Annotated in this window: 15 protein-coding genes and 1 tRNA gene; 12 read left to right on the forward strand and 4 right to left on the reverse strand. The window is 64.0% G+C overall.

Annotated elements, in window-relative coordinates:
* The first annotated feature begins 130 nt into the window (after positions 1-130).
* The 4 genes from ACH79_RS07975 (at position 131) to ACH79_RS07990 (ending at position 2276) form a co-directional block, all read left to right on the forward strand.
* Positions 131-493, forward strand: a complete 363-nt coding sequence (locus ACH79_RS07975; RefSeq protein ID WP_161850523.1) for a nuclear transport factor 2 family protein — start codon at positions 131-133, stop codon at positions 491-493.
* A gap of 159 nt (positions 494-652) precedes the next feature.
* The gene (locus ACH79_RS07980) at positions 653-1342 is read left to right on the forward strand and encodes an RNA polymerase sigma factor (protein WP_161850524.1); all 690 of its coding nucleotides are present in this window, start codon (positions 653-655) and stop codon (positions 1340-1342) included.
* Between the two features lie 81 nt (positions 1343-1423).
* Positions 1424-1945, forward strand: a complete 522-nt coding sequence (locus ACH79_RS07985) for a DUF4142 domain-containing protein (protein WP_161850525.1) — start codon at positions 1424-1426, stop codon at positions 1943-1945.
* A 10-nt stretch (positions 1946-1955) separates the two neighbouring features.
* Positions 1956-2276, forward strand: a complete 321-nt coding sequence (locus ACH79_RS07990; protein ID WP_161850526.1) for a cupredoxin domain-containing protein — start codon at positions 1956-1958, stop codon at positions 2274-2276.
* Between the two features lie 106 nt (positions 2277-2382).
* On the opposite strand, the gene ACH79_RS07995 is transcribed toward ACH79_RS07990, so the two are convergent.
* Together ACH79_RS07995 and ACH79_RS08000 are read right to left on the reverse strand one after the other, a co-directional pair.
* The gene (locus ACH79_RS07995; RefSeq protein WP_161850527.1) at positions 2383-4458 is read right to left on the reverse strand and encodes a methyl-accepting chemotaxis protein; all 2076 of its coding nucleotides are present in this window, start codon (positions 4456-4458) and stop codon (positions 2383-2385) included.
* A 118-nt stretch (positions 4459-4576) separates the two neighbouring features.
* On the reverse strand, positions 4577-5143 hold the full coding sequence (locus tag ACH79_RS08000; RefSeq protein WP_161850528.1) for a hypothetical protein: 567 nt from the start codon (positions 5141-5143) through the stop codon (positions 4577-4579).
* 87 nt (positions 5144-5230) lie between these two features.
* On the opposite strand from ACH79_RS08000, the gene ACH79_RS08005 reads away from it, so the two are divergent.
* Positions 5231-6448: a hypothetical protein gene (locus ACH79_RS08005; RefSeq protein ID WP_161850529.1), complete on the forward strand. Its 1218-nt coding sequence runs from the start codon at positions 5231-5233 to the stop codon at positions 6446-6448.
* 43 nt (positions 6449-6491) lie between these two features.
* Here the strand turns inward: ACH79_RS08005 and ACH79_RS08010 are convergent.
* A tRNA-Gly gene (locus tag ACH79_RS08010) sits at positions 6492-6565 on the reverse strand.
* Positions 6566-6708: 143 nt separating this feature from the next.
* On the opposite strand from ACH79_RS08010, the gene ACH79_RS08015 reads away from it, so the two are divergent.
* The 6 genes from ACH79_RS08015 to ACH79_RS08040 all read left to right on the forward strand — a co-directional run bounded on the left by ACH79_RS08015 (position 6709) and on the right by ACH79_RS08040 (position 10209).
* Positions 6709-7287, forward strand: a complete 579-nt coding sequence (locus ACH79_RS08015; RefSeq protein ID WP_161850530.1) for a methylated-DNA--[protein]-cysteine S-methyltransferase — start codon at positions 6709-6711, stop codon at positions 7285-7287.
* 9 nt (positions 7288-7296) lie between these two features.
* The gene (locus tag ACH79_RS08020; protein ID WP_161850531.1) at positions 7297-8136 is read left to right on the forward strand and encodes a helix-turn-helix transcriptional regulator; all 840 of its coding nucleotides are present in this window, start codon (positions 7297-7299) and stop codon (positions 8134-8136) included.
* Between the two features lie 53 nt (positions 8137-8189).
* Positions 8190-8549 (forward strand): VOC family protein, encoded by a 360-nt coding sequence (locus tag ACH79_RS08025; protein ID WP_161850532.1) that lies wholly within the window; start codon positions 8190-8192, stop codon positions 8547-8549.
* Between the two features lie 136 nt (positions 8550-8685).
* On the forward strand, positions 8686-9087 hold the full coding sequence (locus tag ACH79_RS08030) for an SRPBCC family protein (RefSeq protein WP_161850533.1): 402 nt from the start codon (positions 8686-8688) through the stop codon (positions 9085-9087).
* Positions 9084-9614: a hypothetical protein gene (locus ACH79_RS08035; protein WP_161850534.1), complete on the forward strand. Its 531-nt coding sequence runs from the start codon at positions 9084-9086 to the stop codon at positions 9612-9614. The genes ACH79_RS08030 and ACH79_RS08035 overlap by 4 nt, the downstream gene beginning before the upstream one ends.
* Before the next feature lie 97 nt (positions 9615-9711).
* Positions 9712-10209: a hypothetical protein gene (locus tag ACH79_RS08040; RefSeq protein WP_161850535.1), complete on the forward strand. Its 498-nt coding sequence runs from the start codon at positions 9712-9714 to the stop codon at positions 10207-10209.
* A gap of 127 nt (positions 10210-10336) precedes the next feature.
* On the opposite strand, the gene ACH79_RS08045 is transcribed toward ACH79_RS08040, so the two are convergent.
* Entirely contained in the window at positions 10337-11779 is a 1443-nt protein-coding gene (locus ACH79_RS08045; protein ID WP_161850536.1) for an MATE family efflux transporter, read from the reverse strand.
* A gap of 237 nt (positions 11780-12016) precedes the next feature.
* Here ACH79_RS08045 and ACH79_RS08050 point away from each other — a divergent pair, with 237 nt between their 5' ends.
* Positions 12017-13351, forward strand: a complete 1335-nt coding sequence (locus ACH79_RS08050) for a sorbosone dehydrogenase family protein (protein ID WP_161850537.1) — start codon at positions 12017-12019, stop codon at positions 13349-13351.
* Positions 13352-13398: the final 47 nt, after the last annotated feature.

Raw genomic sequence — 13398 nt, forward strand, 5'->3', positions numbered from 1 at the left:
GATCCGGCGCCGGCCCTAGCCCAATTGATCATCACCTCGAAATCCTTGACCTCCGAGGTAATCGATTAGCGCGCGCGAATTTCCAATAGTCGGTCAGCCGGCCCATTCGGCAAATGCGAAGGAGAGCACGATGACCGACATCAACAAGATTGCCCGCGACTACATCGATCTGTGGAACGAACGGACGCCCGGCCGCCGCCGCGAAATGCTGGCCGCGAATTGGACCAGCGACGCCCGATATGTTGACCCCCTAATGTCGGGCGACGGCCATGACGGCGTGGACGCGCTGATATCGGGCGTGCAGCAGCGGTTTCCGGATTTCAGGTTCAGGCTGATCGGCGAGCCCAATGGCTTTGGCGATCACCTCCGCTTTTCCTGGGGGCTGGGTCCGGATGGCGGCGACAGCCCGATCAAGGGAACCGATTTCGCCGTGCTCAGCAACGGCCGCATCCGCAGCATCACCGGGTTCCTGGATCAGGTGCCGGCGGCGTAGGGTGGGTTAGCCGAAGGCGTAACCCACCGATTTCTTTGCCGCGATGGTGGGTTACGGCTTCGCCTAACCCACCCCACGGCCACGCGGCTCCGAAAATATCTCAGGAACCTCTTCAACCCTGCCGCATCCAACCCCAATACCCTGTTATTGGTGAACATCATGCGTCAGGTCCCGATACCGAAGATCGCGCCGCTCGACACCGGCGACACCGAGTTGGTGCGGCGGGCGCTGGCCCGCGACGAGACGGCGGTGCGCACAATCATGCAGGCGAACAACCGCCGGCTTTACCGGCTCGCCCGCGGCATCCTGCGCAACGACGGCGAGGCCGAAGACGTCGTGCAGGAGGCTTACGTCCGCGCCTTCACCCATCTGGAAAGCTTTCGCGGCGAGTCCAGCCTGTCGACCTGGCTGTCGCGGATCACCATGAACGAGGCGCTCGGCCGGCTGCGCCGCCAGCGGCCCGCCGTCGAGATCGATTCATTGCCGCAGGGCAAGCTCGAAGCGGAGATCATCCAGTTTCCTCTTGCCGCGTCCGACGATCCGGAAAAATCCATGGCCCAGCGTGAAATCCAGCATGTCGTCGAGCACGCCATCGATGAATTGCCGGAAGCGTTCCGCCTCGTCTTCATCACCCGTGTCATCGAGGGAATGAATGTGGAGGAGACCGCCGAAATTCTTTCGCTAAAGCCGGAGACGGTGAAGACCCGTCTGCACCGAGCCCGCGCCATGCTGCGCGACAATGTCGAGCGAAAGATCGGCCCCGTGGTGATGGAAGCGTTTCCCTTTGCCGGCCGGCGCTGCGAGCGCCTGACGGACGCCGTGCTGAAGCGGCTTGGTTTGGCGGAATAATTTCCGGGAACCTCCGCGCGTTCCGACCATCCAACGCCTGTGCAACAACGCGCGGTTCGCCGCGCCACAGGAGTGTCAAACATGTTCATTCGATTGAGCGCGGCGATTGCCGCGTTGAGCCTTCTTGGCAGCGCCGCGCTGGCGCAGGGCGCAAAGCCCACCGATCCCCAGATCGCGCATATCGCCTACACCGCCGGCGTCCTCGACATCAACGCCGCCAAGCAGGCGATCGCGAAAACTGGCAACAAGGACGTCAAGGCGTTCGCGGAAGACATGGTGCGCGACCATGAGGCCGTGAACAAGCAGGCGCTCGACCTCGTCAACAAGCTGAAGGTAACGCCGGAAGACAACGACACCAGCAAGGCGCTGTCGAAGCAGGCGACTGAGAAGCTCGCCGAACTCGACAAGCTGAAAGGCGCCGAATACGACAAGGCTTATGTCGCCAACGAGGTCGCCTACCACAAGGCCGTCAACGGCGCGCTGGAGAGGCAGTTGATTCCGTCAGCCAGCAATGCCGAACTGAAGAGCCTGCTGCAAACCGGCCTCAAGATATTTCAGGGCCACCAGCAGCACGCCGAGGAAGTCGCCGCCAAGCTGAAGTGAGGCGCCCGCCATGCGTCCGGGCCGCTGTCTGCCTTTCGTCGCTGCCCTGCTCCTTGGCGCGACGGTCGTCCCGGCGCATGCGGCGACGATTCAAATCACGATCGACGATCTGGTGTTTGCGCCGGCCGAGATCTCCGCCCGCGTCGGCGACACCATCGAATGGATCAACAAGGACGTGTTCGTACATACCGCGACCGCACGCAACGGCGATTTCGATGTGACCACGCCGCCGAAGAAGACGGTGACGTCGGTGCTGACGAAGGCCGGCAGCGTGGAGTATTACTGCCGGTACCATCCGAACATGAAGGCGGTGCTGACGATTGCGCCGTAAAGCGGGATGACGATTCTTCGAATCGTCATCCCGCTTTAGCTTTTTGTTTGAGCATGATCTTTCGGAAAACCGCTACACACTTTTCCCGATCATGCTCTGGCGCGGTTCAGGCCGCGCGCACCGAAGAGAGGAATTTTCCAACTTCGCGCTTCAACCGGTCGCTTTCACCGGACAGGGATTTGGCGGCCGTAAGCACCTGCGCCGAGGCGGAGCCGGTCTCGCTGGCGCCGCGCTGCACGTCGGTGATGTTGGCGGAAACCTGCTGCGTGCCGTGCGCGGCCTGCTGCACGTTGCGGGAAATTTCCTGGGTCGCCGCGCCCTGCTCTTCGACGGCGGCGGCGATGGTGGAAGCAATCTCGGACATCCGTCCGATGGTGTCGCTGATCTCCTTGATGGCACCGACCGATTCCTGGGTCGCGGCCTGGATGCCCGATATCTGCTGGCTGATCTCGCCGGTCGCTTTCGCGGTCTGTTCGGCCAGCGCCTTCACTTCGGACGCGACCACCGCGAAGCCGCGGCCGGCCTCGCCGGCGCGCGCCGCCTCGATGGTAGCGTTCAGCGCCAGAAGGTTGGTCTGGCCGGCAATGGTGTTGATCAGTTCGACGACGTCGCCGATGCGGGCGGCCGCCTTGGCGAGCTCGGCGACGCGGTCGTTGGTCTTCTGCGCCTGCTCCACCGCCTCATTGGCGATACGCGCCGAGCCCTGCACCTGACGGCTGATCTCGTTGACGGACGATGCCATTTCTTCGGTGGCGGATGCGACCGATTGCACATTGGTGGAGGCTTCCTCGGACGCCGCCGCCACCATGGTGGTTAGCTCTTCGGAACGCTCCGCAGTTGCCGTCAGCGTGCCGGCGGAGGCTTCCAGTTCGGTCGAGGCCGACGCCACGACCTCGACGATCTCGCCGATCATTGCCTCGAAATCGCTGGTGATCCGGTCGACGCGCTGGCCGCGCTGGATTTTGGCATCGGCTTCCACCGCGGCCGCCGCGTCGGCTGCCTTCTTGGCGATCAGGGCGTCTTTGAACACCTGCAGCGAGCCCGCCATGGCACCGATCTCGTCGGCCCGCGCGATGGTCGGGATCGTGACGTCATGCCGGCCGGCGGCGAGATCGCCGACCACGCCGGTCAGGTTTGCCAGCGGAGTGATCACGCGCCGCCGCAGCATCACGGTGACGCCGGCAAGCACGGCGAGCAGCGCCACGACGGCAAGGCCCGCCAGCGCCAGCATCGTCAAGGCAGCGTCGCGTGCGGCGCCCGCGCGTTCGGCGGCCTCCATGAGCGCTGCATCGCGCACCGCGAAGAAGGCCTGCACCGCCGGGACGATCGCGCCGGCGAGTTGCTCGGCGTTGATCGCGTATTTGCCCTCGGCGCGCCCGATCGCCATTTCCTTTTCAAGCCATGGCGCGGCCTTGCCGAAATAGCCCTCGACGGCATCGTTCATCGCTTTGGCAAGGCGCGGCGGACTGCCGATCTGATCGACGCCAGCCTCGATCCGCTCGCGGTCGAGATCGACGCGGCCCTGGGCGCGGTCGGTGATCGATATTTCAGCCGCCGTCAGCGGCCGCCGCGTGCTGATCGCAAGTGACATGGTGGCGGCCCGGCCGCCGGCCGAGATCCGCAGGTCCTGCGCGGTGCGAGCGACATTCAACAGCGCTGTCAGCGACGCATCCGCCATCGCCACCTGGTTTTCCAGCCGGTTCAACAGCGGCTCGAGAATCCCGACAACGGCGGCAATGCCCGGCAGAAATCCCTTGATCGCCGCCGGGTCGCGCCCGCTCATCGGCAACGCCAGCGCGCGGTCGCTCACGGCGCGAACCTCGGCGAGCTTGGCGGCAGCCTGGTTCAGGCCCTGGACGATCGCCGCGCCATCGTTGAGCGCGCCGACCACCATTTTCGCTTTGGCGAACGCGGCATCCGCGGCTTGCACCGCTTTCGCAGCCGTCTCCATCTGCGCGGGCGTTGCGGCGGCTTCCTGGAACAGCGGGCCGACATAAGGCGCCCGGAAGCCGGCGACCTGCTGGCCAACCGCCAGCACCGCGCCATAGGCCTCTACGGTCTTAATCGCCTCACTCTTGCTGGCAAAGGTTCGATATTGCGGGACGAGAACGCCGGCGCCAAGGACGACCGCCAGGATCGTCACCGAAAGCATCGATAGTGCAAAGAGCCGACCGATCCGCATGTTGTGTTTCCGCTGAGTGAAGGAGCGGTCAACGTAGGCGGAACCCAGCTAAGGCAGCCTTAATGCAGGCTTTAATGCAGGCCGGTAGAACTACGGGGCTGCACGCGGCTCCGGCACGTCAGTACCGCCGCAAGATCATCGTCAGCCGCACCGCCACCGCCGCCTGCCAGAGCGGATAGAGCAGCGAGACCTTGTCGTCGAACCCGAGCGCGTCATCGAGCGCGAGCAGCGTGCCGGCCAGCGCGCCCGTGATCAGCATCGGCCACCACGCCGCGGGCTGCCGCGGCCCCGCCGGCAACAGCGCCATCCCGAGCGCCATGATGGCCGCGCCGACCAGACCACCGGTCAGGCCGGCGAGGAGATAGCGCATGACCCGGGGAGCATCGCCGGTATTCCCCTCGACGAGGACCGCAGCATCCACCGCGCAGACGAAAGCGATCATGGTGACGATGGTGGCGATCAGCGCCGCCCACCATCGATTGGCACTGAAGCGCCGCACGAGGACGAAGACGAGCACGGCGAACGGCACCGCGACCAATGATATGCGAAACTGGCCGTTGGGGCCGGTGATCCTGTCGATCAGCAGCGGCGACAGCGGCGTGAGGATGCCGGTGACGATGCCGCCGGCGGCGACCATCAGGAGATTGTTGCGCGAAGTGTCAGCGGAGGTGGCCGCTTCGGTCAACGCTCACCTCCATGTCCTGTAATTAAACTTGGCACCATTTCCGGCTCCCCTTTGAAAGGTTGACGCCGCACTATACACATCCATGGGTTGCTGGTGTTATCCAGCTCATCCCCTGCAGAATGTCGTCCCTCCCACCTTATCGCCCTTGACCAGCAAATGAGAGTAGTCCGTCGCCTGTTTCTCGGCCTTGCCACGGTCATGGCCGCGCTTGCCATGGCGCTTCTCTCCCTCGCAATCGTCGCGACCATCAAATTCTACAGCGACCGCGATCCGGCATTATCCGCGCGCCCTCTTGCGACAAGCTCCGATGCGCCTTTGAGGCTTTCACGTATTGAACGCCAGAGCATCGCAACAGAGTATCCAACCTATTTCAGCCGCGGGAAGGAGCAGACATATCTGACGCTGGCCGAGTGGTACCAGGTATATAGTTACAATGAATTTGGCGACTTCCTTGCAAGCGGTGGACGACAGACAGACTTTCCGTTTGCGACGGCCATCAGCAATTTCTGGAACTGCTACTTCCTGTCGCTCGAGCAAAGCAAGGGCCACGAATTCAACTGGCAGTACAATTTTGGTTCGTGGGTAATCGGCATCAATTTGACGGTTGAGTACGGCGTCAAGTTCGCCTACGAGAATACGATTGGCCGCATCACCCAGGCGATTGCGGGGAGCGAGACCGAAGCCGATCGTTTCATTGCAAAATCCTGGAACAGCTACGCCAAGACGCTGTATCAGACGACGTGGTACCACTACCCCTACTTCGCCGATCTCTCGGGCATCTGGCACGAAACCACACTCTTCAGCAGAACGTTCATCAGGAATGCCGAGCGGCAAGCCGCGTTCTCGGTCTCATACCTGCTCAAGGGATCATACGCGCAATTGTGGCTCCTCAGTGCAGAGCAAAAGGACAATCAGACGTTCAGCGTCGTCCACGCCGCCAATCGCGCGCATCTGGACGATGACGGCATCAAGGTCCTGAAGGAATTGAGCGGGAATCGCTTTCTCATCGAAACCGAACGATACGCCGGCTTCAAAGCCGCGCTTGTGAAGCTGATCGAAAGAAACGTGTCGTTCGTCGAGATCATGGGACACGAAACGATCGCGCTCGCGTATCTTTCGAAGAACACCAAGGAACCGATTTCCGATTCGGCATCGGTCAAGATGATCGATCGGCGAGAACTGTTTTACCATCCGGAAGGCTACAGATACCGGGTTACCCTCGAGGCACGTGTCGACGCGTTGAAGGATACGCTTCGCCTGCTCGCTGAAAACGGTTCGAAATTCGAGATGATCTACGATTTCTGAACCCGGTGTGAGTAAAGGCCAAGGGCGACCGATGCCGGGAGGTTGGAGCGGGCGAAGGGAATCGAACCCTCGTATGCAGCTTGGGAAGCTGCCGTTCTACCATTGAACTACGCCCGCGGATCGTACCCCATGATTAGCCGACCGCGCGCCATTCGCCAAGCTGTTCCATTGTTCGTCTGGCCTTACTGTTAACTTCCCCAAAATTCCAGATGCGATTCAACGCGCCGATGCTATCATCCCAGGCTAGGGCTGGGCGGCTTATGGCGGGGCGTGGGTACACCATATTTGACACGGCGATCGGCCGCTGCGGGATTTCGTGGAGCCCGGCGGGCATTATCGGCGTGCAGCTCCCCGAAGTTCGCGAGATCGATACGCGGCGACGGCTCTATCAGCTTTATCCCGACGCCCGCGAGCTTCGCCCGCCGGCGAATATCCAGATCGCGATCGAAGGCATCGCAGCCCTGCTGCGCGGGGCGACGTGCGATCTTGCCGACATCACGCTGGATATGACCGGCATTCCTGCCTTCAGCCAGCGCGTCTACGCCTATGCGCGCCAGATCCCGCGCGGCGAGACCCGGACCTATGCGGAAGTAGCTAGCAGCCTTCGCGCCTCCGGCGCGATCTATTCGGTGGCGCAAGCGATCGGCCGCAACCCCTTCATGATCATCGTGCCCTGCCATCGCGTGCTCGAAGCGGGCAATTACGCCGACAAGATCTCAGCCTTTGGCGGGGCGATCTCCAAGCGGCGGCTGCTCTCGATCGAGGGCGCCAGCCCGACCGTCAGCAAGACGCTGTTCGATGTGCTGCTGCCGGTTGCACCGCCCCGCGCGCATCCCTAAATCTGCGGGATGATCGCGACCACGCTCATCGAGCGCAAATCCATCTCCGTGTCGGACTTTCGCTGCAGTGCGGGGCCCGGCGACACGCCATTTGCGGAGCAGCACCGCTGCCACTCGATCTCCTATGTGCGCAAGGGCAGCTTTGGCCTGCACTGCCGCGGCAAGTTCAATGAGCTGGTGGCGGGATCGGTGCTGATCGGCCATCCCGGCGACGAGTATACCTGCACCCATGAGCACGTTTGCGGCGACGAATGCCTGTCATTCTTCCTCAGCCCTGAAGTTGTGGACGCGCTCGGCGACAGCCAGACGCTGTGGCAGATCGGAGCCGCGCCGCCGCTGCCGGAGCTCGTGGTGCTCGGCGAGCTGGCTCAATCGGCAGCAGATGGCAGCAGCGACATCGGCCTCGACGAAATCGGCCAGGTGCTCGCAAGCCGCTTCGTCGAGGTGGTGTCAGGCAAGGCGCGTAAATCTGGTCCCGATGCGGCGCGTAACCGCCGCCGCGCGGTGGAAACCGCGCTGTGGATCGACGCCAATTCGCACCGTCAGATCAATCTGGAGGACGCGGCCGCGCAGGCCGGGATCAGCCCGTTCCATTTCCTGCGGCTGTTTTCCGAAGTGCTCGGCGTCACCCCGCACCAATATCTGGTGCGCTCGCGGCTGCGCCATGCCGCGCGGCGTCTCGCCGACGACGACAGCCCGGTCACTGACATTGCCTATGACGTCGGCTTTGCCGATCTCTCCAATTTCGTGCGCACCTTCCATCGCGCCGCCGGCGCCTCGCCGCTGAAGTTCCGCCAGGCCTCCCGCGGCCAGCGCAAGATTTTCCAAGAACGGCTGGCCCTCAACTAGCTAGGCTTTCTCCAGGCCGCGCGAACTCGCGGCACTTTTGACTGGAGAATATCATGTACGACCACATCGGATTACGCGTCGGCGACCTCGACGCCAGCGTGCGCTTCTATACGGCGGCGCTGGCGCCGCTCGGCTTCGTGCTGTGCTCGCGCGACGATTCCGGCGCGGGCTTCGGACCGAAGGACGCGCCTGCGCTCTGGCTGCATCTACACAAGGGCCAAGCCGCAACCGGCGCGCATGTCGCGTTCCGCGCCAAGGATCATGCCGCGATCAAAAAATTCCACGCCGAGGGCCTGAAGGCCGGCGGCCGCGACAATGGCGGCGCCGGACTGCGCGCGGATTACAGTCCGACCCATTACGCCGCGTTCCTGATCGATCCGGACGGCAACAATGTCGAGGCGGTTTGTACGTAAGCCCCTGCGCTTTCTACGTCATTGCGAGGAGCGAAGCGACGAAGCAATCCATGCCTCGGCAAGCGGAGAGATGGATTGCTTCGCTCCGCTCGCAATGACGACTGAACGTCTATCCTCTTTCAACAAGGACTCGCTCATGGCCTCCATCCACAAGGAAATCCTCATCGACGCCAACCCTGACGACGTCTGGGACGCATTGCGCGATTTCGGCGCGCTGCATACGCGGCTCGTTCCGGGCTTCGTGACCGACACCAAACTCGACGGTGACGCGCGCATTGTCACCTTCGCAAACGGTACGGTGGCACGCGAAATCCTGGTCGACTGCGACGAGGCGCGGCGGCGGCTGGTCTATGCCATTGTCAGCGAACGTATCAGGCAGCACAGCGCTTCCGCACAGGTCTTTGCCGAAAGCGACGGCCGCACCCGCTTCGTGTGGATCGCCGACGTGCTTCCGAACGAGATCGCGCCCTACATGGACGCGCAGATGGATCTGGGCCTCAACGCCATGCAGAAGGCATTGGGACGCAGCGCGGCATGATATCCGCATTTCTCGACGCGCTCGGCGCGGACGGCCCCTCGGCCGACCGCGCCGGCAAAATGGATCTCTACGGCCGCTTCGTCGGCTCCTGGGATCTCGATGTCAGGCAATTTTCCGAAGACGGCACGGAGCGCCGCCGCGCCGGCGAATGGCATTTTGGCTGGGCGCTGGAGGGGCGCGCGATCCAGGATGTCTGGATCGTGCCGCCACGCGGCGAACTGCGGCACGGCGATGCTTCGGCCAATTTCAACTCGTACGGCACCACGCTGCGGGTTTACGATCCCGATATCGACGCCTGGCGGATTCAGTGGACCGACCCGGTGACGCGGAATTTCCTGCAGATGATCGGCCGCGCGGAAGGCCGCGACATCGTGCAGCTGGGCACACGGCCGGACGGCCAACTGGCCCGCTGGAGTTTTGCAGACATCACCGCCGATTCATTCCTCTGGCGCGGCGAAGTCTCGGCGGATGCGGGCACAACATGGCGTGTCATCACCGAGTTCACCGCCCGCCGCAGGGGGGCGTGATCTTTCTCACAGATCGGCTCACGACCCGCTCCTAGCCTCGGCGTGTGCGTCCGAATGGCGCCGCGCCCGCGGCCGCCCGCGCATGAGGAGTCGAGCCATGACTGGAGCTGACAAGGTCGTCTGCCACGCAGCCACGCTGCTGTTGCTGTTCACCCTGACATCGATGCCGGCCAAGGCCCAATTCGCCGGCTTCGGCGGCGGTGGTGGCAACGGCCAGGACATGATGACGCAGATGGCGCCGATGCTGGAAATGATGAAGGCGAAGATGGGCAAGCGCCGCTTCGCCGCGATGATGCAGACCATGGGCCCGATGATGAGCCGCATGATGGAGGGCGGCGGCGGAGGTCTTGGTGGCATGATGGGCGGCGGCATCCCCGGCGGTTTTGGCGGAGGAATTCCGGCCGGCGGCGGTTTCGTGTCCGACAGTTACGGCATTGGCACCGGCGGCATGAATTTCGGCGGCATGGGCGGCGGCGATTTCATGGGCATGCTCGGCGGTGCCGGAGGCGGCGAATTGATGACCATGGTCCCGCAACTGATGCGCATGGCCAATGTCGGCGGCGGCCGTCATGGCCGGCGGCGCGCGCGGCGGTAGTTTCATCCGTCATTGCGAGCCAACGGGCCGCGCGAATGCGCGCCCGATGACAGGCTCCGCGAAGCAATCCATCTTCCACGCACGCGGAAGATGGATTGCTTCGTCGCTTCGCTCGCGATGACGGGTATTACGGCAACGCCGGTCTAACCGCGGGCGCAGGCTGCGGCTTCGGCCCCCAGCGCGTCAGCATGACGCTGACGCAGGAGAGCACGCCGAGCAGCACCATCGAGGCTGCCGCCAGCACGAAGAAGTTCTGCGCAGTGCCGTCATGCGCCAACAACCACCAGCCACCGGCGCTGATAAACAACAGCCGCGCGGTCTGCGCCAGCACCGGGCCGATCACCTTGGCCGCGCCTTGCGATGAAAAATAGCACGTCGTGGCAAGGCCGAGGAAGGCATACATCGGCGCCGCCGTAGACAAATACTGCCGGCTGGCAGCACGCACGCTCGAATCATCGGTGAACAGATTTACCCAGATGTCGGGGAATGCAGCGATGAAGGTTGCGACCGCGCCGACCGAGACGAAGGCCACGAGCCCCGCGATCCAACAAATCCTGCGGGCCCGCGCAATGCGCTCTGCCCCGATCGCCATGCCGACCATCGGCACCGTGGCAATGCCGACGGCGAATGCGATCGAGGTCAGCATGAATTCGAGCCGCGCGCCGATGCCGTAGCCGGCGAGGATCTCGGTGCCGAAACTCGCCAGCATGTGGGTGAAGATGCTGATGGTGAGCACCGACTGGAGCGGCGAGAAGCAGGCAATGGCGCCGACCTTCAAAATGTCGATGAACATCGGCCAGCGAATGCGAAGGCCCCGGATCTTCGGAACGACGCGCGCGCGGCCCGAGAACAGATACCATGTCATCACGGAAATGCTGATGAGATAGGCGATCAGCGAGCCGGCCGCGACGCCGCGCATGCCGAATTGCGGAATCGGGCCGAGGCCCAAGCCCAGCGTGCCGCCGAGAATGATCTGGCAAACCGCCGATGAGAGCATCAAGGCCGACGGCAGCTTCATGTTGCCGGTGCCGCGCAAGATGCCCGACATCGTGTTCATCAGCCACGGCACCACGGCGCCGCCGAAGAAGATTTGCGTATAGGCGACCGCCTGCGTCAGCACGTTGCCGCGGCCGCCGAGCAGTTCGAGCAGTGCGGGCCCGAAAATCAGCATGCCCAGCATGAAGACGAGACCGAAGCACAAGCCGATCAATAGCGCGTGCGAAGCAAGGGCGGAGGCACGATCGCGGTCGCCGGCACCGAGCGCACGCGCGATCGCCGATGCCACGCCGCCGCCCATCGCACCGCCGGACATCGTCATCGTCAGGATCACGGTCGGAAACACCAGCGCCATCGCCGCCAGCGATTCCACGCCCAGGCGCCCGATATAGGAGGTCTCGGCGATGACGACGCAGGTGCCTGCGGTGAGCGCGATCACGTTCGGCCAGGCAAGCCACAACAATGTGCGCAGGATCGGCCCGTCGAGCAGCGCGTTCTTCGCCCGCGGCTCCGGCGGCGGCAGCGGACGCTCCTTTTCGTCCACGGGAATTTCGGCGACGCCGAGGTCGGACATTTCTGCTCCCCGCGCGCGGTCTCTGGTGGCCGCGGCGCGCTGTTTCCTAGCATGGCAGGGGACGATTCCGCGTGCACGGGGCGCAATGGGGGCCTGCGGGATTGCAGGCGGCGCCATACGCCCACCACCTGCGCGGGCCACGCCGCCGGCCAGCCACTTCACAGGGAATTCATGCCGGCTCGACGAACGTTCGAGCCGGCACCGCATTGTCAAGGCAATAATCCCGGGAACCTCGCCATGCGCAAGCAAATCCCTTTGGCCATCTGCGTCGGCGCGTTGGCGCTGCCGCTGGCCGCCTGCAACGATCCCAAGGAGACCGCGACGGTGGCGCAGACCTATGGTCCTTCGCCGACGCTGCCGCCGCCGGAACATTCATGGATCCCGACCGTCGAGATCGCCTCGGTCAACCGCTGGCCGGACGGCGCCAAGCCGACCGCCGCCAATGGCATGACGGTCACCGCCTTTGCCACCGGGCTCGATCACCCGCGCACCGTCTACACGCTGCCGAATGGCGACGTGCTGGTCGCCGAGAGCAACGCGCCGCCGAAGCAGAGCGGCTTCAGCATCAAGGGCTTCATCTACGGGTTGGCACAGAGCTGGGCGGGCGCGGGCGTGCCGAGCGCCAACCGCATCACGCTGTTGCGCGACGCGGATGGCGACGGCGTGGCCGAGACCCGCAGCGTGTTTCTGAGCAACCTGAATTCGCCGTTCGGCATGGCGCTGGTCGGCGAAGATTTCTATGTCGCCAATGCCGACGCGATCGTGAAATTCTCGTACCGCGAGGGGGACACCAAGATCAGTGCGCCCGGCGTCAAGCTGGCGGACCTGCCGGCCGGCCCCCTCAATCATCACTGGACCAAGGACCTGACGGCGAGCGCCGACGGCAGCAAGCTGTATGCAACTGTCGGCTCCAATAGCAATATCGGCGAGAACGGCATGGAGGCCGAGAAGGATCGCGCCGCGGTGCTGGAGGTCGACCGTGCCAGCGGCCAATGGCGTGTGTTCGCGTCGGGCCTGCGCAATCCCAATGGTCCGGCATGGAATCCGACGACGGGCGAGCTCTGGGTCGTCGTCAACGAGCGCGACGAGCTCGGCAACGATCTGGTGCCCGATTACATGACTTCGGTGAAGGACGGCGCGTTCTACGGCTGGCCGTACAGCTATTTTGGCGATCGCGTCGATACCCGCGTCGAACCGCGGCGGCCCGACCTGGTGCAGAAGGCGATGGCGCCCGATTATGCGCTCGGCGCGCATACGGCGTCGCTCGGGCTTGCGTTCAACACCGGCAATCTGTTTCCGCCGGATATGGAGGGCGGCGCCTTCATCGGCCAGCACGGCTCGTGGAATCGCAAGCCGCGCTCAGGCTACAAGGTGATCTTTGTGCCCTTCAAGGACGGCAAGCCATCGGGTCCGCCGCAGGACGTGCTGACCGGCTTCCTCAACGACAACGGCGAAGAGCAGGGCCGTCCCGTCGGCGTGCGGCTCGACAAGCAGGGCGCGCTGCTGGTGGCTGACGATGTCGGCAACACGGTGTGGCGCGTGACGCCGGCGGCGAAATCGGCGGCGCGGTAGCGCTTCGCCGTCATTGCTAGCGAAGCGACGTGTCCGCCCCTGCTTTA

Origin of the sequence: Bradyrhizobium sp. CCBAU 051011, from assembly GCF_009930815.1 — a bacterium.
Lineage (GTDB): Bacteria > Pseudomonadota > Alphaproteobacteria > Rhizobiales > Xanthobacteraceae > Bradyrhizobium.

Excerpts from the sequence above, each read along its gene's own strand:
- ACH79_RS07975 (WP_161850523.1), top strand. The coding sequence starts at position 131 with ATGACCGACATCAACAAGATTGCCCGCGACTACATCGATCTGTGGAAC.
- ACH79_RS07980 (WP_161850524.1), top strand. The coding sequence starts at position 653 with ATGCGTCAGGTCCCGATACCGAAGATCGCGCCGCTCGACACCGGCGAC.
- ACH79_RS07985 (WP_161850525.1), top strand. The coding sequence starts at position 1,424 with ATGTTCATTCGATTGAGCGCGGCGATTGCCGCGTTGAGCCTTCTTGGC.
- ACH79_RS07990 (WP_161850526.1), top strand. The coding sequence starts at position 1,956 with ATGCGTCCGGGCCGCTGTCTGCCTTTCGTCGCTGCCCTGCTCCTTGGC.
- ACH79_RS07995 (WP_161850527.1), bottom strand. The coding sequence starts at position 4,458 with ATGCGGATCGGTCGGCTCTTTGCACTATCGATGCTTTCGGTGACGATC.
- ACH79_RS08015 (WP_161850530.1), top strand. The coding sequence starts at position 6,709 with ATGGCGGGGCGTGGGTACACCATATTTGACACGGCGATCGGCCGCTGC.
- ACH79_RS08020 (WP_161850531.1), top strand. The coding sequence starts at position 7,297 with ATGATCGCGACCACGCTCATCGAGCGCAAATCCATCTCCGTGTCGGAC.
- ACH79_RS08025 (WP_161850532.1), top strand. The coding sequence starts at position 8,190 with ATGTACGACCACATCGGATTACGCGTCGGCGACCTCGACGCCAGCGTG.
- ACH79_RS08030 (WP_161850533.1), top strand. The coding sequence starts at position 8,686 with ATGGCCTCCATCCACAAGGAAATCCTCATCGACGCCAACCCTGACGAC.
- ACH79_RS08035 (WP_161850534.1), top strand. The coding sequence starts at position 9,084 with ATGATATCCGCATTTCTCGACGCGCTCGGCGCGGACGGCCCCTCGGCC.
- ACH79_RS08040 (WP_161850535.1), top strand. The coding sequence starts at position 9,712 with ATGACTGGAGCTGACAAGGTCGTCTGCCACGCAGCCACGCTGCTGTTG.
- ACH79_RS08045 (WP_161850536.1), bottom strand. The coding sequence starts at position 11,779 with ATGTCCGACCTCGGCGTCGCCGAAATTCCCGTGGACGAAAAGGAGCGT.
- ACH79_RS08050 (WP_161850537.1), top strand. The coding sequence starts at position 12,017 with ATGCGCAAGCAAATCCCTTTGGCCATCTGCGTCGGCGCGTTGGCGCTG.